Raw genomic sequence first — 20,691 nt, 5'->3', positions numbered from 1 at the left:
GCTCCAGAGCAGGGGGACCACTGATCCACAAGTTACCGAGACATACGTCACCCGGACAACCCGACTTATGAATTTTGGATTACAGAACCCCCTCGATTGTGCCAACTAGACGCACAGAACGGACACGTGCTTGACTGAGCGGATGCCGCGAGCCATCCGTCCGTCCACGGCCGGGGACATGCTCCGCCTCATCCGCGAGGACGGCGTCGCCACCCGCGCCGAACTGGGCCGCATCACCGGCCTCTCGCGTCCGGCCGTCGCGTCCCGCGTCGCGGGCCTCATCGCCCGCGGCCTGGTGACCGAGCGCGCGGACGGCCCGTCCACCGGCGGGCGCCCCCCGGCCCGGCTGGAGTTCAACGCCGCCGGAGGCACCGTCCTGGTCGCCAACCTCGGCCAGTCGCGCGGCCAGATCGCCGTCTGCGACCTCGCCGGCGCGATCCTCGCCCGCGCCGAGGGCCCGCTGGCGGGCGCCTCCCCCGCCGAGACGCTGCCCCGCCTGCTCGACCGGTGGTCGGCCCTGCTGGAATCGGCGGGCATCGACCCCGGCACCGTCCGCGGCGCGGGCCTCGGCGTCCCCGACGCCGTCGAGCACACCGCCGGACGCTGGGACGGCGTCGCCGTCGGCCCCCCGGTCCGCGCCCGCTTCGGCGTCCCCGCCTACCTCGACAACGAGGTGAACGCCGCCGCCCTCGGCGAGCACCGCGCCCACCCCGGCGTCGACGACCTGCTGTTCGTCAAGGTCTCCACCGGCATCGGCGCCGGCGTGATCGCCGGCGGCGCGATCCAGCGCGGCGCCCTCGGCGCGGCGGGCGAGATCGGGCACGTCCCCATCCCCGACGGCGGCGGCCTCCCCTGCCGCTGCGGCAACCTCGACTGCGTCGAGGCCGTCGCGGGCGGCACCGCCCTCCTCGCCCGCTCCCCCGCCGCCGACCTGCCCGCCCTCGCCGCCCTCGCCCGCTCCGGCGACGCCCCCACCGTCGCCCTCCTGCGCGCCGCCGGACGCCGCATCGGCGAGGTCGTCGCCACCGCCGTCAACCTCCTCAACCCCGCCGTCGTCGTCCTCGGCGGCGACCTCGCCGCCGCCGACGCCCCGCTCATCGCGGGCCTGCGCGAGGTCGTCTACCAGCGCTCCACGTCCTGGGCCACCCGCAGCCTGCGCATCGAGGCCAGCCGCCTCGGCGAGTCCGCGGGCCTGACCGGCTGCGCCGCGATGGTCCTCACCCGCGCCCTGGCCCCCGAGACCATCGACGCCTGAGTCCGGCGATTTTCATCCTTGTTCGTTTACCCGCGCGAGGGCGGGCCGAAATAGCGCGGCCGAGCCCTTCGGCATTTCTTTTACTAACCTGGCCGCCAGGTACTCGAAAACGGCATGGGGGCTGCGCGTGGACTCATCCTTTCCGGTGGTTCCGTCTCATTCCCGTAGACCAGTGGCGCGACGCGAAAGCGGGCTGGTCGGATACGCGCCCGCGCCGGGCGTCCATCAGCCGGGCGAGATGGGCCTGAGCACGGGCCGCAACCTTCGCCACGAATGCTGGGAAATGGTCGGAGTCCGCATCCGGCAGCGGCTCGCGGAACTGTCCGGAGCCGCCATCGAATGGTACGCGGCCACCCACTCCTCCGACGAGCGGCGCCCTTACGCCGTGGCGTTCGGGAACGCGGGCCTGTCCGTCGCCGAACCCCGCGTCGGCACCGACCGCCGCCCGGTCTACGCGATCTCCTCGTTCCAGTTCGCGCCCGGTTCCCTCCGGCACGTCAGGGTGGATCACAGGCCGTACCCGCACGCGCCGGGCCCGTCCGCCGGCGGCCCCGCGAACGCCCCCACCCTGGGCCTTGGACGGAGCACGCTGGGCCTTCTCGGCAACCTTCCGCCGCGCGCCCAGGAACTCCTCCAGACGCCCTTCGTCGACGGCCAGAAGATCCTGCGCGACGACTGGCATTACGAAGGCCACGCCCATCACCTCGACATGTTCATGTTCTTCCTGGCCGGAGCCAAGGACGTGACCGTCGCGACCGGGACCAAGACCATTCCGGTCGGCCACACCGACGCGACGGCACATTGGTCGCTGACCTGCTACCGGGCGTCGGTGGCACGCCGCATCGGCCGATAGGCGCGCCATGTTCGGCGACCTCTCCGGGCACGACGCCTACGAACTCCTCCACGTCTCCCCGGACGCCTCGTCCGAGGAGATCCAGAGGGCCTGGCGAAAACTCGCGCGGACCCACCACCCGGACAGGTTCACCGACAACACGGCCAGGACCAAGGCGGAACAGGAGTTACGCCTTATCAACCTGGCACGGGACGTCCTGCTGAACCGGCGGGCCTCCTACGACGCCTTCCGCGACGCCCCGGCCGTGGACGAGGAACTCTTCGACGACCCCTGGGACGACCTCCCACCCGACCCCTGGGAAGACGAGCCCCCACCGGACCCCTGGGATTTCGACACACCCCCCTCAGCCCCGCAGGACCCGTGGGCCGACGCCACCCCGGGCGCAGCCCCGCCACCCCCCACCTACATCCCGCCGCGCCCGCCCCTTCATGTTCCGCCCCCTTACATCCGGCCGCCGTGGCCCCAATACAGACCGCCCCCACGCCATCAGGTGGGTTCCAGGCTCGGACTCGGCTGCGTGCTCCTTTTCGGCGTCCTGCTCTTCCTCTGGGGCTTCGGAGTCGTCCTCGGCGGCCTGAGGGGGCTCGTCCACTCGGACGAGCCCGAGCCCGAGGCGCCCGTCCCCGGCGTGCTCGCGGGCAGTTGGACGGGCATAGTCCAGCACCTCGGTGACGACTCGACCTGGGACATCGAACTCACCCTCCGCAAGGGGAAGCACAACGGCCAGGTCCACTACGTGCACGGAGAATGCGCTGGAACCGCCGTACCGATCGTCGCCGATGCGCAGGAGGCGGTGACCCTGCGCACCGTCTTCCCCCATGAACAGTCCCTCTGCGACGTTGGCAACGTGCACATCACCCCGAGCACGGACGGACGTATCCAGGTGACCTACTACAAGGAGGACGGGGTCACGGAGGCCGCGACGGGGACTCTCCTCCGCCGGTGAGTTTTCCCGCTCCGGGGGGTCTCTACATAGGCAAGGACAGGTCGACGAGGGAGGCTTGATGTCGCTACCGCAGGTCGTGTCGCGCGAGGAGTGGCTGGCCGCGCGCAGGGAGCTGCTCGCGCAGGAGAAGGAGGCCACCCGGGCGCAGGACGCCGTCCACGCGCGGCGCCGCGAGCTGCCGATGGTGCGGCTCGACAAGGCGTACGAGCTGGAGGGCCCGACCGGGCCGTCCGGCCTGCCCGACCTGTTCGAGGGCCGCCGCCAGCTGATCGTCTACCACTTCATGTTCGACCCCGGCTGGGACGCGGGCTGCCAGAGCTGCTCCCTGGTGACCGACAACATCGGGCACCTCGCGCACCTGCACAACGCCAACACCTCCCTCGCCCTGGTCTCCCGCGCGCCGCTGGACAAGATCCAGGCGTTCAAGGAGCGCATGGGCTGGACGGTCCCCTGGTACTCCTCCAACAAGAGCGACTTCAACTACGACTTCCACGTCTCCAACGACGCGTCCGTCGCCCCGGTCGAATACAACTACAAGGACGCCGAGACCCTGGAGCACGAGGGCCTCTCCGGCTTCGCCAGCGGCGAGGCGCACGGCCTGAGCGTCTTCCTCCGCGACGGCGAGACCGTTTACCACACCTACTCCACCTACGGGCGGGGCCCCGAAGCCCTCCTGGGCACCTACCACTTCCTGGACTTCACCCCCCTGGGCCGCCAGAAATACGTGAACGAATTCGCCCACCACGACCGCTACGAGGACTCCCCCACCCACTCCTGCCACTGACCCGCACCCGGCCCCGGCGCCCCCCAGCGCCGGGGCCTCCCCATGTTCGCATGCAAGGCGAGGCTCCCATCTCGGGAATGAGGTAGATCAATTAGCACGTGCCATTATGGGAGCGGACATCGACGACCCTTCCGTCCAGCCCTCGGCCGAGACGGAGCCCTTGTGTACGGTCTACGGACGTCCAATTCATGCTTTACAGCCACAACCAGCGCAATGATGGACGTTTGGGGCGACGCTTGTCGCCATGCGTATCCAGTGAGAGCATTTCTCCAAGGGATGGCGATCGAAAGTGGGCGACACCGTGACCAGGCCTTGGGACGCCGATCATGAGGTTGGCTTTCATCGGAGATTAGGGAAGACGGCCGCCGAGGTCGGCGACAGCCGCGTCACGCAGGACTGCCCCGAGATCTGGGAACTGGACAACGGGGACATCGCCGTTATCGGCCGCGACGCCACCGGCGCCTACAGCGATCGGCTCCCGCCCGGCGTGAGCATCGGCTCCGACGAACGACTCGTGATCATCTCCGGGCGCATGCTCTCGGCGGCGAAACCGGACATCCGCGATGCTTGATCGGATCCCGGCCTCGCACGGCGAAACACTCGACCGCGCCGCCTATCACAGGGATTTCGCCCGACACGCCGAGGGCCTGCGAGGTGTGATCTGGAAGCTCGAACGCTCCCAGGTCTTTCGCGAGCCGCGCGACACCAGTTGGCAGGCGTTCATGGCGGGTGACTGGCACGGCGCCCTGGAACTGCTGGAGAAGGACCGCGAGGCCGTCAGAACCGAGGCCCGGCAGAACGCCGCCCAGGGCCTGGAGATCCGGCGCGTCCGGGTGGCCGAACTCCCGATCGGCCCGTACCTCCAGTGGGAGCTGCACGCGCTGAAACTCCTCGCGGACGAGGGCTTCGGCCTGACCGTCCTCACCGCCGACCAGGTCGCGCCCCTCGAAACCAGCGTCCAACTGCCCGAGGTCGTCGTCTTCGAGAGCGAGGTCCTCTACGAGGTCCGGTACGAGCCCGACTGGACCCCCTGCGGGGCCCGCCGAATCACCGACGCGGACGTGATCAGCGCGGCGGCCGGCGAGATCAAGGCCCTTTACGAACGCGGCGAACCTTTCCTCGACTTCTTCAGGCGAGAGGTCGCCCCCCTCCGGGCGCCCGCTGTGTGACGTACCGTCGGTAAATGCCCTCAGCCCGTCCGATGCGCCGTACGGCGAAGGTGGTCAGCGTTTCGTTCGGCGTGTTACTCATCGTCGGGCTGATCGGCGCGTCGCCGTGGGCACTGCGCGCGTTCGACGGGTCGGCCGCGAGCTGGGAGAGGCTGAGCTTCATCGGCCAGACCTACGGCGCCGCGTCCGCGCTGCTGGCCGTCCTCGCCCTGATCGGCATCGTCGCGACGCTCGTCCTCCAGGCGCGCGATACGAGGATCGCCCGCGAGGAGACCCGCCGCGCCGCGATCGCCGAACTGCTGAAGATGGCCATGGACGACCCGGACCTCGACGAAGCCTGGGGGCCGGTGCCCGAGGGTGAGAGCCGCAAGGCCCGTCGGCAGCTCATGTACATCAACATGATCGTCTCCGAATGGCAGACCTCGTTCCAGACCGGAGCGCTCAACGAGAGGCGCCTGCGCGCAATATCTCGTGAGATGTTCACCGGACGTCCCGGACGTGCCTTCTGGCGGGAGGCGCGCGAGGTCCGCGCGAACACGTCGGAGAACAAACGGGCGCGGCGCTTTCACCAGATTCTGGACGAGGAGTTCCAGCAGGCTCCCGTTCCCCCGCCCGACCCGGCGGAGGCCTCCGCCCGGCACCGGAACTGGCCGCTTGTCGCCGGCGCCGTCACCGGAAGCTTGGTCCTGTTGCCCTTCGTCCGCTGGATGCTGCGGCGCAGGTAGGGCGCTGGAGAGCTTGGCCGGGCGGGGAGCGGGCGCCTCTTCAGGGTGATGTCGGTGTCAGCAGAAGATCTTGGTTGCCAGGGTGTGGAGCTTGTCGATGGTGGGGGGTGCGGTGCCCAGGTTGATCGAGAGGGTCAGCCGGCGGCCGTCGTCGGAGCGGAGGGCGTAGGTCGTGTAGCCGATGAGCTGGCCGCTGTGGCCGGTCATGGTCGCGCCGCAGGGAAGTGTGTACCGCTGGAGCCCGAGGCCGTAGGCGAAGCCTTCGTCGGTGGGGTGGACGGTGCGCATCGCGGTGAGGGTCGCGGGAGAGAGCAGGCGGCCGGTGAGAAGGGCGTCGAAGTAGCGGGCGAGGTCCCGGGTGGTGGAGATCATCTCGCCTGCCGCCCAGTCGATCGAGGGGTTCATGTAGGTGGCGTCCACGGTGCGGCCGTCGGGCAGGCGGGCGTAGCCGTGGGCGTGGGGGCGCGGGAGGCCGGGGTCGTTGCCGGGGACGCTCGTCTGGGTCAGGTGGAGGGGGCGCAGGACGCGCCGCCGCACCTCCGACCCGTAGGTGCGGCCGGTCAGTCGTTCTATCAGGCGGCCTACGACGATGTAGTTGGTGTTGCTGTACTTCCAGGTGGTGTTCGGGGGGTTCTCGGCGGGGATACGGAATGCCTGGGCCAGGAGTTGGTCGGGCCTGTAGCTGCGGAAGCGCTCCGCTCCGCGCCAGCGGTTGGCGGACCAGCCGGGGTCGCTCATGAAGTCGCGCAGCAGGCTGGTGTGCTGGAGGATCTGGCGCACCGTGATGTGCTCGCCGCCGGGGACGACGCCGGGCAGGTGCTCGGCTACCGGGTCGTCCAGCCGGAGTCGTCCTTCGTCGACGAGTTGGAGCAGGACGGTCGCGGCGAAGGTCTTGGTGACGCTGCCGATCCGGAAGTATCCGGACGGGTCGGCGGGGCGGCCCGTGCGGACGTCGGACACGCCCGCGGCGCCCGACCATTCGCCGTTCGCGGTCCGCACGCGCAGCAGGACGGCCGTGGCCGCCTTGGTCTTCACCAGGTCGTCCAGCATCCCCTGGTAGCCGGCCGGGGCTCGTTCCGCGTGCGCGGCGGGTGGGGTGAGCGCCGCGGACGCCGCCAGGGCCGCGGTCGCGAGCGCCGTCCGGCGGAAGAATTTGATCATGGGTGAACGCTAGGACGCCCTTCCGGCGCGGCCCATGGGGTCGGCCGCCCTTCTTCCCTGCGGAAAACCGCACCCGGCACCCTGCGGATCTCCGCTGTGGTCGACTGGGGGTGGACGCGTGTTCAGAGGAGGTGCCGGTGGGGCAGGCGCAGGCGGTCGTGGCGGTGTTGCGGCGGGGCGGGCGGGTGCTCGTCATCCGGCGCGGGCCCGAGGCCCAGCGGTCGGGGTACTGGGCTCCGCTCAGCGGCAAAATGGAGCCAGGGGAAAGCCAGGCGGACGCGGTGGCGCGCGAGGTGCACGAGGAGGTGGGCCTCCGCGTCACGCCATTGTCGAAGGTGTGGGAGTCGGAGACCGACGACGGGCGGTTCCGGCTGCATTGGTGGGTCGCCGACGCCGAGACGGGGGATGTGGTCATGGATCCCGGCGAGGTGAGCGACGTCCGTTGGGTCACGCCGAATGAGTTCCTGCGAATGGAGCCCGTCTTCGAGGGCGACCGCGAATTCTTCGAGCGGCTCCTGCCCGACCTCCTCCGGGCCCCCTGAGAATCAGCGGTCCCGCTTCTTGTAAACGGCCTCCCAGAGGTAGCTCCACGGCAGGGCGCGCCCGTCGGCGACGCATTCCCAGTCGGCGCCGGGACGGTATCCCTCGATGAAGCCGGGCACCGCCGCCCGCACCGCCTCGCTGTCGTGGATGTCCAGCAGATTCCTGAGCGGCCCGTTCTCCAGCGCCATCCGGACGGCCTCCTCCCCCGCCACATAGCCGTCCATGGACTTGTCGATGTACTTGCCCACGGGGTTCTTCACGTAGAACGCCGCGCAGGTCTCATCGATCAGCGCGAGGTAGGCGCCCACGGTCTCCGGGCGCATCTCGGTCATGGAGTGGATGTTGAGGCACAGGTCGAAGCGCTCGGGCCACCGGCCGTCCAACTCGTCGACCTCGACGAACTCGATCTTCTCGAACCGCTCGTCGTCCAGGACCTTGCGCAGGTAGGCGCGGCTCAGCCGGAGCGTGTTGCGCAGATCGACCACGCGGTAGGCGGCGACGTCGTGGTTGGACATGATCATGTGGCAGGTGCGCCCGTAGCCCGCGCCGATCTCCATGATCCGGGCGCCGGCGAGGTCGATCTCCCGCTCGATGAAGCCGACCTCGAACGTCGCCTGCAGATAGTCCATGCACAGCGGCTCGCCCTCGCAGCGGACCGTGGTCGGGTCGCCGAGCTCCCGGTTGGGCGTACGCCTGATCCGCGCCCAGTCCTCCGGGGACAGGCCCATGCCCACCTGGTAGATCAGGGCCTTCAGGTAGCGGACGCCGTTCGTCGCCGGATCCCACAGGGACAGCTTGTAGTTCCTCTGGTCGGCCCTGAAATTCGTCAGGTCGACGGCCACGTCCTCGGTGAACCAATGGTCCTGAATCCGTTCCCACTGACGGCTGGCCTGGAATTTGTGGTCCATACTCGCCTCCGCCCCGGTATGCCTGCCGCCCATGGTCGCAGATTCCGCTAAAGCCCCACTAAAATCCGCGGGCACCCCTAGCGGCACGCCGGAAATAAGGGGCGCGGGTACGGGTGCCGCGAGCGGGGAAAAGCGTCCATCATCGGAGCAGTTGATCTCAAGGAGAGTGCCGGATGATGAAGGGGATCATTCTCGCGGGCGGGAACGGAACGCGATTACACCCCCTGTCGCTGGTCGGGTCGAAACAGCTCGCCCCGGTCTACGACAAACCGATGGTCTACTATCCGCTGTCCATGCTGATGCTGGCCGGGATCTCCGATGTCCTGATCATTTCCCGGCCCGCCGAGGTGCCGCTGTTCCGCCGGCTGTTCGGCGACGGCGAGCGGCTCGGGATGTCCATCGGGTACGCCGCCCAGGACGAGCCGCGCGGGATCGCCGACGCCTTCCGGATCGGCGCCGACCACATCGGCGGCGAGGACAACGCGCTCATCCTCGGCGACAACCTCTTCCACGGCGCGAACCTCCCGACGCTCCTGCGCGACAGCGCGCGGAGGCTGCGGGGCTGCGTGCTGTTCGGCCACCGGGTCGCCGATCCCGAGCAGTTCGGGGTCGCCGAGGTGGACGCGCGGGGGCGGCTCGTCGCGATCGAGGAGAAGCCGGCGGTCCCCCGCTCCAACCTGGCCGTCCCCGGCCTGTACTTCTTCGACGGCGGGGTCGTGGACGTCGCCAAGCGGCTCGTCCCCTCCGCGCGCAGCGAACTGGAGATCACCGACGTGCTCGGCGCCTACCTGGCCGAGGGCCGCGCGGACCTGGTCCGGCTGGGCCGCGGGATCACCTGGCTGGACACCGGGACCCACGAGTCGCTGCTGGAGGCGGCGCTGTTCGTCCGCGACGCGCAGCGGCGCCAGAACACCCGGATCGGGTGCGTCGAGGAGGTCGCGCTGTACATGGGCTTCATCGACGCCGAGCACTGCCACCGGATGGGGGAGGAGATGGCCAACTCGCCGTACGGCCGGTACCTGATGGACTGCGCCCGTTCCTACAGCGGGCCGCCCGCGCCGGCCCCCTGGGAGGGCACGCCGTGAACCTCCTCGTCACCGGCGCGGCCGGTTTCATCGGCTCCGCCTACGTGCGGATGCTGCTCGGCGACGGCCCGGCCGCGGGCCCGGGGATCACCCGGATCACCGTCCTGGACAAGCTCACCTACGCCGGGTCGCCGGACAACCTCGACCTCGCCGACGCGCGGCTGCGGTTCGTCCGCGGCGACATCTGCGACGCGGGCCTCGTGGACGCGCTGACCGCCGGCGCCGACCAGGTCGTGCACTTCGCCGCCGAGTCCCACGTGGACCGCTCGATCGAGGCGGCGGCCGACTTCGTGCGCACCAACGTGCTGGGCACCCAGACGCTGCTGGACGCGGCGGTGCGGCACGGGGTGGACCGCTTCGTGCACGTGTCCACCGACGAGGTGTACGGGTCGGTGGAGACCGGCGCGCGCGCCGAGACCGACCCGCTCGCCCCCAGCTCCCCCTATGCCGCCTCCAAGGCGTCCTCGGACCTGGTCGCCCTGGCCTACCACCGCACCCACGGCCTGGACGTCCGCGTCACCCGGTGCACCAACAACTACGGGCCCCGGCAGTTCCCCGAGAAGATCATCCCGCTGTTCGTCACGAACCTGCTCGACGGCCGCGAGGTCCCGCTGTACGGCGACGGGCGGAACCGGCGCGACTGGCTGCACGTCGAGGACCACTGCCTCGGCGTCGACCTCGCGCGCGCGCAGGGGCGGCCGGGCGAGGTCTACAACCTCGGCGGCGGGACGGAGCTGACGAACCGGCGGCTCACCGACCTGCTGCTGGCCGCTTGCGGCGCCCCGGCGGACCTCGTCCGGTACGTGGAGGACCGCAAGGGCCACGACCTGCGCTACGCCGTCCGGGACGACAAGGCCCGCGCCGAGCTGGGGTACCGCCCCCGGCACGGCCTGGAGCGCGGCCTGGCCGAGACCGTCGAGTGGTACCGGCGCAACCGCGACTGGTGGGAGCCGCTCAGGCGGCGCGGGGCGGCGGCGCGGGCCGGCCGCTAGCGGGCTCGCGCGGCCAGCGCGTTCAGGCACGTGAGCAGCGTGCGCGCGTGGACGTTGACGTAGTGGCCGTGCCGCGCCATCTCGGCGAGCTGGCCGTGCGAGACCCACCGGAAGCCGAACGGCGGCGCGAGCGGCGCCATCGACTCGTCGGCGTCGATCACCATGTACCGGCTCACCGCGTTCAGGAACCGGCCGCCCTCCTCCGACTGGAGCACCGAGTAGCGGACCCGGTCCGGCCGGACGCCGGACACGACGTCCAGGAAAGGCGGGTGCTTCTCGGGGGGCAGGTGCGCGTGGTTCTCCGGGATGGTCTGGACGGTCGGGCCGAACTCCACCGTGTCCAGGAACCCGGCCTCCGCGCGGGCCCGGACGAGGATGTGCGGCACGCCCTCGATCTCGCGGGTCAGGAAGGCCACCACCCCCTCGCCGCGCGGCTCGAACAGCGGCTGCGTCCACTGCGCCACCTCGCGGTTGCCCGCCTGCACCGCCACCGCGACGACGCTGAAGTAGCGTCCGCGCTCGTGGTCGATCGAGGCCGCGCCGCGCGTCCAGCCCGAGGCGCTCCGCAGCGGGATCCGCTCGGTCCGCACGAAGTGCGCCGACCGCATGGCGGCCAGCCACGACAGCAGCTCGGTGTCGGAGTGCAGGGCGCGGGGCGTCACGTCGGCGGGCAGGCTCGCGAGGACGGACCGCGAGTCCATGTTGACGAGGTTGTCGTAGCGCAGCAGCTCGGCGATCTGGCCGAGCGTCAGCCAGCGGAAGTCCTCGTGCGGCGGGACGTCGCCGGAGACCTCGACGACCATGTTGCGGTTGCGCTTGCGGTAGAACCAGGACCCGTGCTCGGACTGGAGGACGTCCGACAGCACCCGGTGGCCCTCCGCCTGGGTGAAGTACTCCAGGTACCGGACGGCCGCCCCCTGGTGCACCCCCGTGTAGTTGCTGCGGGTCGCCTGGACGCTCGGGGACAGCTGTAACAGGTTCGGGTTGCCGGGCTCCATCTTGGCCTGGACCAGGAAGTGCAGGACGCCGTCGAACTCCTTGGCCATGATGCCGAGGATGCCGATCTCCGGCTGGCCGATGATCGGCTGGTGCCAGGTCGCGGTGGGCGGGTCGCCCACCGCCACCCGCAGGCCGCCGACGGAGAAGAACCGGCCGCTGCGGTGCACCAGGTCGCCGGTGTCGTCGCGGAAGTACCAGCCGTCCAGGCCGCCGAAGGGGATGCGGTCCACCGCGAAGCGGGTGGCGGCGCGGCGCCGGGCGAACCAGGCGTGGAAGTCCTCCAGGCTCCCCGACACGCCGTGCCGGGCGGCGGCCGACCTGGCCAGCCGGGCGGGCAGACCCTGGTCGTCCCGCGGCCGGGTCAGCGCGATCTGAGCGGTCATCTCCGTTCCTTTCGGGCGGCCCGCGAGGCGCGGCGGCGGCGCCGCCGCGCGAGACTGAGGAATTGAGCCGCCCAGCGAAGCTCGCGGAACGAAAATCTCCTTCACCCGTTGGATTGTTCCCGATATTCCTAAAGCCTCGCTAATGGCCTCGGGGCGCCCAGGGGAACCCCACTTCGCCACCCCGACGAAACTAGGGGGAAGGTGCGCCGCGAATTAGGGGATACCGCACTGCGCCGACGTCGAATAAATTGGGATACCCGAGCCCCGGTAGCCCAATCAGGTAGCCAGGCAGCGGACTTAAAATCCGTCAAGTGTGGGTTCGACTCCCACCCGGGGTACGACGCTCTAACCAAGCCAGAGCCCTTCGAGGTCCGTGTGATGCAGAACCGATTTGAGGTCGAAGCGCTTGACCTTGAGCTTGCGGTAGATCCGGGTCAGGTGCTGCTCGACCGTGCTGATCGTGATGGAGAGCTTCTCGGAGATCTCCCGGTTGGTGTGCCCGGCGGCGGCCAGCGCGGCGACCTTGCGCTCCGCGCCGCTGAGCGCGGCCATGATCCGGGCGGGCGGGAGCCCCTGGGAGGCGGGCCGCGCCGCCGGCCGCTCGCTCCACGCGTCGGCGGCCTGGACGGGGGCCCGGCACTCGCGGGCCAGCGCGGTGGCGCGCCGGGCCAGCGACCGGGCCTCCACGGGGTCGCCGAGCGCCTCCACGGCACGGCTCAGGTCCATGACGGCGTAGGCCAGCCCGAGCCGGTCGCCGCAGACCTGGAACAGGTCCACCGCCTCCCGGAGCCGCGCGGCGCGCGTCTCCGGATCGCGCGTCGCGGCCTGCGAGCGCAGCGTCAGCGCCCGCGCCCGCCGGTGCCCGGGCCGCAGCAGCGCCGCCTGCTCGTCCGCCAGGGCCCTGGCCTTCCTGGGCTTGCCCAGCGACCGGTACGCCTCGGCCGCCCCGGAGCGCCACGGCTCCACCGCCGGGAGGTCGATCCCCCAGTCCCGCATCAGCTTCCCGCAGGCGAAGAAGTCGGAGAGCGCGGCGTGGGAGCGGCCGGTGGCCAGGTGGTAGCGGCCGCGCGCGGCCAGGTAGTGCACGCCCATCCGGGTCCGGAACATCGCCTCGGGCACGGGGACGTCGAGCGAGGCCCTCGCCCGCGCCGGATCGCCCATGGCGGTCGCGGCCAGCACCCGGACGGCCAGCGGCAGCCCCACCGCCACGCCCCAGCCCTCCGCGGAGATCAGGCGCAGCGCGGTCTCGGCGTGCCCGTCGGCCTCGGCCAGGCGCCCCTGCCTGAGCGAGATCAGGGCGCGCTGCGCCGACAGCAGCGCGTGCCAGGTGGGGCTGCGCCGCTCCGTCGCCTCGGCGAGCAGCGCGTCGCACCAGAAGGACGCCGTGTCCAGCCGGTCGTTGTAGACGAGGACGGCCAGCGCCGCCGTGAGCGGGGCGAGCGTCCGGGGGTTGAGCCTGGAGCGTTGCAGGATGCCCTCGGCGTCGGCCAGCGCCGACGGCTCGTTCCCGTGCGCCAGCTCCATCGCGAGGCGGCCTACGCTCTGCAGGTCCGGGTTCAGCGGCACGGGGACGCAGTCGGGTTCGAGGCACGTGGACGCGCCGCCCTCCACCGCGCCGCCCCCTGTCACGCCGCCCCCTACCGCACCGCCCTCCACCGCGCCGCACTCCATCGGGCCGGTCTGGAACACCCCCGGATACAGGTAGGCCGCCCACAGCCGTGACGTGGCGAGCCCGCCCAGGCTCTCGGCGGTCTCGCCGCCCGCGGGCGGGCCGCCGGTCAGGTCGGCGGCCTCCTCCAGGCGCCCGTGCCAGAGCAGGTAGGGCGTCGTCGTGTTGAGGGCCGCGTTGAGGCGGGCGCCGCACGACTCCCCCGCGCCGGACGTGTCGAACTCGTGCAGCCGCCGCAGCACGGTGGCCGGGTCGACACGCCATTCGGCGTCCACGAGCATGGACACGATCCGCGGGCGCTGCCGCTCCTCGCAGATCTCGTAGGCGACGCGCAGGTAGTCGATGCCGGTGCCGACCTCGTCGTGGGCCAGGGCGTGCTCGGCGGCCTCGCGCAGGATCGGGACGGCCCAGGGCTCCTCCAGGCGCTCGGCCGCCACGATGTGGTCGGCCACGTCCCGGGCGGGCGCCCCCTCGTTGTGCAGCAGCTGGGCCATGCGCCGGTGCAGGGCGCGGCGCGCCGTGGGCGACCCGCCGAGCACGGCGTTCTGGAACATCCGGTGCCGGAACCGGCCGTCGACGAGGATCTCCGCCAGCGTCAGCGCCGCGACGGCCTGGTGGGCCGTCCCGACGTCCGTGCCGAGCAGGCGGCCCAGCACCGAGGGCGGCACGGGCCTGCCCAGCAGGGCGATCGCGCGGGCGAACTCGATGACCGGCGGGTCGTACTGGAGGAGCAGCCGCTGCACCGCCCGGCGGAACGACTCCCCGGCCTCGCCCCCCTCGGGGAACACCTGCGGGCCGCCGCCGCACAGGTCGTCGATGAGCGCCCGGACCAGCATCGGGTACCCGGCGCTCGCCTCGTGGAAGGCCGGGGCCAGGTCGTGCGCGGCCTGCTCGTCCAGGTGCGCGGCGAGCATCTGGACGACGCCCGCCTTGGACAGCGGCGCGAGCCGGATCTGCCGGAAGGACGGCTCGCGGAGGAACTCGCTCCGCAGCAGGGTGTTCGCCGCGTCCAGCCCGGTGCCCTCGGTGAACACGACGTGGAGGCGCTCGGACCGCAGGCGGCGCACCAGGTACAGCAGGCACCGCAGCGACGGCTCGTCGGCGTGCTGCATGTCGCCCACGGCGATCACGAGGGGCCGCTGGTCGAGCAGGTCGCGCAGCAGCTGCCAGAGCCCGCGCAGGACGGACGCGGGGACCTGCCCGGCGGGCGCCGTCCCCCTTCCGGAGAGGCTGCCGGCGGCCTGGTCCAGCCAGTTCGCCGCGCCCGCCGCACCGGCCGGGGGAAGGTCCGGACTGTGGAACAGCTGCTCCAGGACGCCGAACGGGACGTGGCGCTCGACCCGTGAGGCCACCCCGTACAGGGAGAGGGCCCCGGCCTCCCTGGCGCGGTCCACGTAGGCCCGCAGCAGGGTGGTCTTGCCGGTGGCTATGCCGCCGGTTATCACCAGGCCCCGGCTGCCCGTTCCGCGCGATCCCTTCACCATATTTTCGATGGCCGCGAGCCCGCATTCCCTTTCCACTAAAACCACACCGATCCCCCAAACAGTCGGCAGCGACCGCCCGTCGAATAATGACATCCTGACCGTCACACTGACAAGGAGCGGCCTGTCCGCAAATGCTTTCGGACTGTGATCAACTCGCCCGCGACCTGGTGAACCACCCGACCGGGCTCCGCGATATAGCCGGCCGGTGATTCTTTATTTACCCGGGACGGCGCGCGGCGGCGCCCACTTCCACGGGAAAACAAATTGACGGCGCGTCCGATTCCCTATGGCGCGGGACCGGCCGCCTCGGCCCGGCCCCGGCGCCGCTAGGACGCGGCGCGAAGATCGAGTCCGGCGTCGGCGGTGAAGATCGCCCGTTGCAGATCCTGGAGTGCCTGGCACGGTTCCAGCCCCAGCTCCTCCATGAGCATGCTGCGCGCGGACTGGTACACCGAGAGCGCCTCCGCCTGCCGGTCGGATCGGTAGAGGGCCAGCATGAGCTGCGCGTAGTACGCCTCGCGCAGGGGGTTCTCGCTGACCAGCAGGTGCAGCCGCCCGATCAGCTCGCGGTGCCGGCCGAGCCGCAGGTAGGTGTCGGCGAGCGCCTCCAGGCACTCCAGCCGCAGCTCGGTCATCCACGTCACGAAGCCCTCGATGATCGGGCCGCCGCGCAGGTCGCCCAGGACGGGCCCCCGCCACAGGTTCAGCGCGCCCTCCAGGCAGGCCACGGCCTCCTCGTCGCGCCGCTCCCGCATGAGGGCGCGGCCGCGCTCCACCGCCTCCAGGAACAGCCGGAAGTCGATCTCGTCGTCCTCGGTGTTCAGCTCGTACCCCGACATCCGGGTGAGCAGCGGGTTCGCCGTCCGGCCCGGCCGGTTGAGGAGCTTGCGCACCTGGGAGACGTACACGTGCAGCCCCGCCGTCGCGCGCCTGGGCGGCGCGTCGGCCCAGATCTCGGTGATGAGCTGGTCGGAGGCGACCACCCGGTCGCACCGGACGACCAGCGCGGCGAGCACCGTCTCGATCTTCCGGGCGCTGATGGTGAAGGAGTCCTCCCCGTCGATCACGCGCAAGGGGCCGAGGACCTCGTACATCATGATGTTCTCCCTCCTGGTGGACCGTCGCGGGAGCACAGCCGTCCCGGCGCCCCCGCCTACCGCTGCCCGCCGGACCCCGCCCTCGGGTGGACCGGCGCTCGTGCACCATGTGAACGCTCGTGAACCGGATGAAGTGGTCGTGGACCGCGTCGCGCGGACGCCGCGAATTCGGGAGCCGACCAAACTATGGGGACGAGCGAATATCTGAGATCGGACCGTTCCGGGCCTCCCCGGCAACGTCTTCGATAATGCGTTGGTCCGCACCGGTTTGGTACCCGTACTTTTACCCTTATCCGCGCCTCCCCGAAGTCAGGGGCATACCCCCTATCCGGCCCACCCCGCCCCGCACGCGCCGCCGATCTCCTGATGGCGGCCGCGGACCCCTGCGGCGCGCCGGCCGCAGCGCCACTCCGAACACCCAAGAACCGCTTTAGAGGGCGCGTCCACAATGGCACGGGGACACGCATGATCCCGCCTCGGGCGTCATCACCGATCTGAGGGAGTCATGGAAGACCACCAGTCTCGCGAGAGCGCGACAAACGGGAATGCCGGGACGAAACGAACGGTGCTCGCCGAGCCGCGCGGGTTCTGCGCCGGAGTGGTGCGGGCGATCGCGATGGTCGAGCGGGCGCTCGACATCCACGGGCCGCCGGTCTACGTGCGCAAGGAGATCGTCCACAACCGGCACGTCGTGGCGGGACTGCGCCGCCGGGGCGCGCGGTTCGTGGACTCGGAGGAGGACGTGCCGGAGGGCGCCGTCTGCGTCTTCTCCGCGCACGGCGTCTCCCCGCTCGTCCGCGCCAACGCCGCCGGCCGCGGCCTGCGGGTGATCGACGCGACCTGCCCGCTGGTGTCGAGGGTCCACCAGCACGCCCGGCGCGGGGCGCGGGACGGGCGGCTGGTGCTTCTCGTCGGGCACGCCGACCACGAGGAGACCCAGGGCACCCGCGGCGAGGCGCCGGACCGCACGATCGTGATCGAGACCGCGGCCGACGTCGACCGGCTGGACCTGCCCGCCGACACCCCGGTCACCTACCTGACGCAGACGACCCTGTCGGTGGACGAGACGGCCGGGGTGATCGAGCGGATCAGGGCCCGGTTCACCGACGTCGCCGCGCCGGGCGCCGACACCATCTGCTACGCGAGCCAGAACCGGCAGAACGGCGTCAAGTCGCTGGCGCGCCGGTGCGACCTCATCCTCGTGGTGGGGGCGCGCAACTCCAGCAACTCGCTGCGCATGGTGGACGTCGCCCGCGAGGCCGGGACCCGCGCGCACCTCGTGCCCGACGTCTCGGAGTTCGACGAGGCGTGGCTGCGCGGCGCGACCTCGGTCGGCGTCAGCTCCGGCGCGAGCGTGCCGGACGTCCTCGTCGAGCGGCTGGTGGACCGGCTCGCCGCGCTCGGCTACGGCGACATCACCACCGACGTCACCTCGGTGGAGGACGTGGACTTCGCGATGCCCTCGTCCCTGGCGGCCGGCCCCGGCCGGGCCGGCGGCGGGACCGGCACCGCCCAACGAGACCGCGCGTGAGCACACAGGAGTGAACCTTGGCTGACATCGGACCGGAACCCGGCCGGGGCGGCGGCACGCCGTTACTCGACCGCGTTCACCGCCCCGCCGACCTGCGGGGCCTGGACGGGAGCACGCTGGCGGCCCTGGCCGCGGAGATCCGGGAGTTCCTGATCGCCGAGGTCTCGCGCAGCGGCGGGCACCTCGGCCCCAACCTCGGCGCCGTCGAGCTCACGATCGCCCTGCACCGGGTGTTCGAGTCGCCGCGCGACCGGATCCTGTGGGACACCGGGCACCAGGCGTACGTGCACAAGCTGCTGACCGGCCGCAAGGACTTCTCCCGGCTGCGGGCCAAGGGCGGCCTGTCGGGCTACCCCTCGCGCGCCGAGTCCGAGCACGACCTCATCGAGAACTCGCACGCCTCCACCGCGCTCGGCTGGGCCGACGGGCTCGCCAAGGCCTACCGGCTGGCCGGGCGCACCGACCGCAGGGTCGTCGCCGTCGTCGGCGACGGCGCGCTGACCGGCGGCATGGTGTGGGAGGGGCTGAACAGCCTCGTCGACCAGGACCTGCGGGTCGTGGTGGTGGTCAACGACAACGGCCGCTCCTACGCCCCGACCCGGGGCGGGCTCGCCCGGCACCTGTCGGCGCGGCGCACCGCGGGCGGCTACGAGCGGATGCTCGCGCGGGCCAAGCGGCTGCGCGAGGTCCCGGTGGCGGGCGCGCCGCTGTACGGCGCGCTGCACGGGGTGAAGGCCGGGATCAAGGACGTGCTCGCCCCGCAGGGCCTGTTCCAGGACCTCGGGGTGAAGTACGTCGGCCCGGTCGACGGGCACGACATCGCCGCGACCGAGGAGGCGCTGCGGCAGGCCGCCCGCTTCGACGGGCCCGTGGTGGTGCACTGCGTCACCCGCAAGGGCAACGGCTTCGCGGCGGCCGAGCAGGACGAGCTGGACCAGATGCACGTCGTCCGGCCCCGCTCCGCGGACGGCGCCCCGCCCCCGGCGGACTGGACGTCGGTCTTCGCCGAGGAGATGGTCCGCATCGGGGCCGAGCGTCCCGAGGTGGTGGCCGTCACCGCCGCCATGCTGGAGCCGGTCGGCCTCCAGGCGTTCGCCGAGCGCTACCCGGACCGGGTGTTCGACGTCGGGATCGCCGAGCAGCACGCGGTCACCTCGGCGGCGGGCCTGTCCGCGGGCGGCGCGCACCCGGTCGTCGCGCTGTACGCCACGTTCCTCAACCGCGCGTTCGACCAGGTCCTCATGGACGTCGCCCTGCACGGGTGCGGTGTCACCTTCGCGCTCGACCGGGCGGGGGTGACCGGCTCGGACGGCCCGAGCCACAACGGCATGTGGGACCTGTCGATGCTGCAACTGGTGCCGGGGATGCGGATCGCGGCGCCGCGCGACGGCGCCCGGCTGCGCGCCCAGCTCCGCGAGGCGGTCGCCGTGGAGGGCGGCCCGACGGCCGTCCGGTACCCCAAGGGGCCCGTCGCGGCGGACATCGAGCCGGTCGGCAGGGCCGGGGCGGCCGAGATCCTGGCCCTGCCGGACGGCCCCGGCGACGTCCTCATCGTGGCGGTGGGCCCGATGGCGGCGGCCGCGCTGGGCGCGGCCGGCAAGCTCGCCGCCGAGGGCGTCGCCGCGACCGTCGTGGACCCGTGCTGGGTGAAGCCGCTCGACACCGGGCTGCTGACGCTGGCGGAGGCGCACGAGCTGATCGTCACCGTGGAGGACAACGGCCGGGTGGCCGGGGTCGGCGCCGCGCTCGCGCAGGCGATGCGGGACGCCGGGATCCACCGCCCGCTGCGCCAGGCGGCCCTGCCCCAGGAGTTCCTGGCGCAGGCGGGCCGCGGCGAGGTGCTGGAGCAGGCGGGCCTGACCGCCCAGGGCATCGCCCGGGACGTGACGGACGCGCTGGCCCGGCTCCGCGCGACCGACCAGGAGGAGGAGATCCTATGAAGGGCACCGTCTTAGGCATGCCGCAGGTTCCGCCGGCGCGGCTGGCGGCGCGCCGCCGAACGCGGCAGGTGCGGGTCGGAGGCGTGCCGGTCGGCGGGGACGCCCCCGTGTCGGTGCAGTCGATGACCACGACCCCCACCGCCGACGTCAACGCGACGCTCCAGCAGATCGCGGAGCTGACGGCGGCGGGCTGCCAGATCGTCCGGGTCGCGGTGCCGTCGCAGGACGACGCCGACGCGCTGCCCGCGATCGCGCGGCGGTCGCGGATCCCGGTGATCGCCGACATCCACTTCCAGCCGAAGTACGTGTTCGCGGCGATCGACGCGGGGTGCGCGGCGGTCCGGGTGAACCCGGGCAACATCAAGAGGTTCGACGACAGGGTCGGTGAGATCGCCCGTGCGGCCGAGGACGCCGGGGTCCCGATCCGGATCGGTGTGAACGCGGGCTCGCTCGACAAGCGGCTGCTGGAGAAGTACGGCAAGGCCACGCCCGAGGCGCTGGTGGAGTCGGCGCTGTGGGAGTGCTCGCTGTTCGAGGAGCACGGCTTCCGCGACCTCAAGATCTCCGTCAAGCACCACGACCCGGTCGTGATGGTCTCGGCGTACCGGCTGCTGTCGCGGCGGTGCGACTACCCGCTGCACCTGGGCGTCACCGAGGCCGGGCCGAGGTTCCAGGGCACGATCAAGTCGGCCACCGCGTTCGGCGCGCTGCTGGCCGAGGGGATCGGCGACACGATCCGGGTGTCGCTGTCGGCGCCGCCGGTCGAGGAGGTCAAGGTCGGCCTCCAGATCCTGGAGTCGCTGAACCTCCGCGAGCGCGGGCTGGAGATCGTGTCCTGCCCGTCCTGCGGGCGGGCGCAGGTGGACGTCTACAAGATGGCGGAGGAGGTCTCCGCCGCCCTGGAGGGCATGGACGTCCCGCTGCGGGTCGCCGTCATGGGCTGCGTGGTGAACGGTCCGGGCGAGGCCCGCGAGGCCGACCTCGGCGTGGCCTCCGGCAACGGCAAGGGGCAGATCTTCGTCCGGGGCCGGGTCGTCCGGACGGTCCCGGAGTCGCGGATCCCCGAAACGCTGATCGACGAGGCGCTCAAGCTGGCGGAGGAGATGGGACACGCCGTTCCCGAGGTGTGAGCCCGGCCGGACGCGACGGTCCGTGCCCCCCCACGCG

18 protein-coding genes and 1 tRNA gene are annotated in these 20,691 nt (G+C 71.8%); 14 read left to right on the top strand and 5 right to left on the bottom strand.

Features of this window, described 5'->3' with window-relative positions; genetic code table 11:
* The first annotated feature begins 142 nt into the window (after positions 1–142).
* From GNZ18_RS06365 to GNZ18_RS06335, 7 genes are all read left to right on the top strand, one after another.
* Positions 143–1,255 (top strand): ROK family transcriptional regulator, encoded by a 1,113-nt coding sequence (locus GNZ18_RS06365; protein ID WP_156215231.1) that lies wholly within the window; start codon positions 143–145, stop codon positions 1,253–1,255.
* Positions 1,256–1,427: 172 nt separating this feature from the next.
* On the top strand, positions 1,428–2,108 hold the full coding sequence (locus GNZ18_RS06360; protein WP_156215229.1) for a hypothetical protein: 681 nt from the start codon (positions 1,428–1,430) through the stop codon (positions 2,106–2,108).
* A 7-nt stretch (positions 2,109–2,115) separates the two neighbouring features.
* Positions 2,116–3,054, top strand: a complete 939-nt coding sequence (locus GNZ18_RS06355) for a J domain-containing protein (RefSeq protein WP_156215227.1) — start codon at positions 2,116–2,118, stop codon at positions 3,052–3,054.
* 58 nt (positions 3,055–3,112) lie between these two features.
* Positions 3,113–3,838: a DUF899 domain-containing protein gene (locus GNZ18_RS06350; RefSeq protein WP_156215225.1), complete on the top strand. Its 726-nt coding sequence runs from the start codon at positions 3,113–3,115 to the stop codon at positions 3,836–3,838.
* Between the two features lie 301 nt (positions 3,839–4,139).
* Positions 4,140–4,409: a hypothetical protein gene (locus GNZ18_RS06345; protein ID WP_312874372.1), complete on the top strand. Its 270-nt coding sequence runs from the start codon at positions 4,140–4,142 to the stop codon at positions 4,407–4,409.
* On the top strand, positions 4,402–5,007 hold the full coding sequence (locus tag GNZ18_RS06340; RefSeq protein WP_156215223.1) for a DUF6879 family protein: 606 nt from the start codon (positions 4,402–4,404) through the stop codon (positions 5,005–5,007). The genes GNZ18_RS06345 and GNZ18_RS06340 overlap by 8 nt, the downstream gene beginning before the upstream one ends.
* A gap of 14 nt (positions 5,008–5,021) precedes the next feature.
* Positions 5,022–5,732 (top strand): DUF6082 family protein, encoded by a 711-nt coding sequence (locus GNZ18_RS06335; protein ID WP_246249457.1) that lies wholly within the window; start codon positions 5,022–5,024, stop codon positions 5,730–5,732.
* Positions 5,733–5,789: 57 nt separating this feature from the next.
* Here GNZ18_RS06335 and GNZ18_RS06330 read toward each other — a convergent pair whose 3' ends face one another.
* A complete protein-coding gene (locus GNZ18_RS06330) occupies positions 5,790–6,893 on the bottom strand; it encodes a serine hydrolase domain-containing protein (RefSeq protein WP_246249456.1) in 1,104 nt (367 codons plus the stop codon).
* Between the two features lie 137 nt (positions 6,894–7,030).
* Here GNZ18_RS06330 and GNZ18_RS06325 point away from each other — a divergent pair, with 137 nt between their 5' ends.
* The gene (locus GNZ18_RS06325) at positions 7,031–7,435 is read left to right on the top strand and encodes an NUDIX hydrolase (protein ID WP_214618860.1); all 405 of its coding nucleotides are present in this window, start codon (positions 7,031–7,033) and stop codon (positions 7,433–7,435) included.
* Positions 7,436–7,438: 3 nt separating this feature from the next.
* Here GNZ18_RS06325 and GNZ18_RS06320 read toward each other — a convergent pair whose 3' ends face one another.
* Positions 7,439–8,344: a putative sugar O-methyltransferase gene (locus GNZ18_RS06320; protein WP_156215221.1), complete on the bottom strand. Its 906-nt coding sequence runs from the start codon at positions 8,342–8,344 to the stop codon at positions 7,439–7,441.
* A 176-nt stretch (positions 8,345–8,520) separates the two neighbouring features.
* Here GNZ18_RS06320 and rfbA point away from each other — a divergent pair, with 176 nt between their 5' ends.
* Both rfbA and rfbB read left to right on the top strand, forming a co-directional pair.
* Positions 8,521–9,429: a glucose-1-phosphate thymidylyltransferase RfbA gene (gene rfbA / locus GNZ18_RS06315; protein WP_156215619.1), complete on the top strand. Its 909-nt coding sequence runs from the start codon at positions 8,521–8,523 to the stop codon at positions 9,427–9,429.
* The gene (rfbB, locus tag GNZ18_RS06310; RefSeq protein ID WP_312874327.1) at positions 9,426–10,421 is read left to right on the top strand and encodes a dTDP-glucose 4,6-dehydratase; all 996 of its coding nucleotides are present in this window, start codon (positions 9,426–9,428) and stop codon (positions 10,419–10,421) included. Before rfbA ends, rfbB begins: the two co-directional genes overlap by 4 nt.
* On the opposite strand, the gene GNZ18_RS06305 is transcribed toward rfbB, so the two are convergent.
* On the bottom strand, positions 10,418–11,803 hold the full coding sequence (locus GNZ18_RS06305) for an NDP-hexose 2,3-dehydratase family protein (RefSeq protein ID WP_156215220.1): 1,386 nt from the start codon (positions 11,801–11,803) through the stop codon (positions 10,418–10,420). The two genes, rfbB and GNZ18_RS06305, sit on opposite strands and share 4 nt — an antisense overlap.
* A gap of 261 nt (positions 11,804–12,064) precedes the next feature.
* Here GNZ18_RS06305 and GNZ18_RS06300 point away from each other — a divergent pair.
* A tRNA-Leu gene (locus tag GNZ18_RS06300) sits at positions 12,065–12,141 on the top strand.
* A 7-nt stretch (positions 12,142–12,148) separates the two neighbouring features.
* Here GNZ18_RS06300 and GNZ18_RS43020 read toward each other — a convergent pair.
* Together GNZ18_RS43020 and GNZ18_RS06290 are read right to left on the bottom strand one after the other, a co-directional pair.
* Positions 12,149–15,049, bottom strand: a complete 2,901-nt coding sequence (locus GNZ18_RS43020) for a helix-turn-helix transcriptional regulator (RefSeq protein WP_281377896.1) — start codon at positions 15,047–15,049, stop codon at positions 12,149–12,151.
* 233 nt (positions 15,050–15,282) lie between these two features.
* On the bottom strand, positions 15,283–16,053 hold the full coding sequence (locus tag GNZ18_RS06290) for an AfsR/SARP family transcriptional regulator (protein ID WP_156215216.1): 771 nt from the start codon (positions 16,051–16,053) through the stop codon (positions 15,283–15,285).
* A 505-nt stretch (positions 16,054–16,558) separates the two neighbouring features.
* Between GNZ18_RS06290 and ispH the strand changes: the two genes are divergently transcribed.
* Genes ispH through ispG form a run of 3 tightly spaced genes read left to right on the top strand, consistent with a single transcriptional unit; the run spans position 16,559 to position 20,654 of the window.
* Positions 16,559–17,584 carry a 4-hydroxy-3-methylbut-2-enyl diphosphate reductase gene (gene ispH, locus GNZ18_RS06285; protein ID WP_156215214.1) on the top strand — a complete coding sequence of 342 codons (1,026 nt, stop codon included), beginning with the start codon at positions 16,559–16,561 and terminating at the stop codon, positions 17,582–17,584.
* A 26-nt stretch (positions 17,585–17,610) separates the two neighbouring features.
* Positions 17,611–19,524: a 1-deoxy-D-xylulose-5-phosphate synthase gene (dxs, locus tag GNZ18_RS06280; RefSeq protein WP_312874371.1), complete on the top strand. Its 1,914-nt coding sequence runs from the start codon at positions 17,611–17,613 to the stop codon at positions 19,522–19,524.
* Complete coding sequence (gene ispG, locus GNZ18_RS06275) at positions 19,521–20,654, top strand: flavodoxin-dependent (E)-4-hydroxy-3-methylbut-2-enyl-diphosphate synthase (RefSeq protein ID WP_156215210.1); 1,134 nt, start codon at positions 19,521–19,523, stop codon at positions 20,652–20,654. The genes dxs and ispG overlap by 4 nt, the downstream gene beginning before the upstream one ends.
* Positions 20,655–20,691 lie beyond the last annotated feature (37 nt).

The sequence above is a fragment of the Actinomadura litoris genome (assembly GCF_009733595.1).
Lineage (GTDB): Bacteria > Actinomycetota > Actinomycetes > Streptosporangiales > Streptosporangiaceae > Spirillospora > Spirillospora litoris.
Note: the sequence above shows the minus strand (reverse complement) of the source record. Positions and strands in the feature narration are given on the sequence as shown.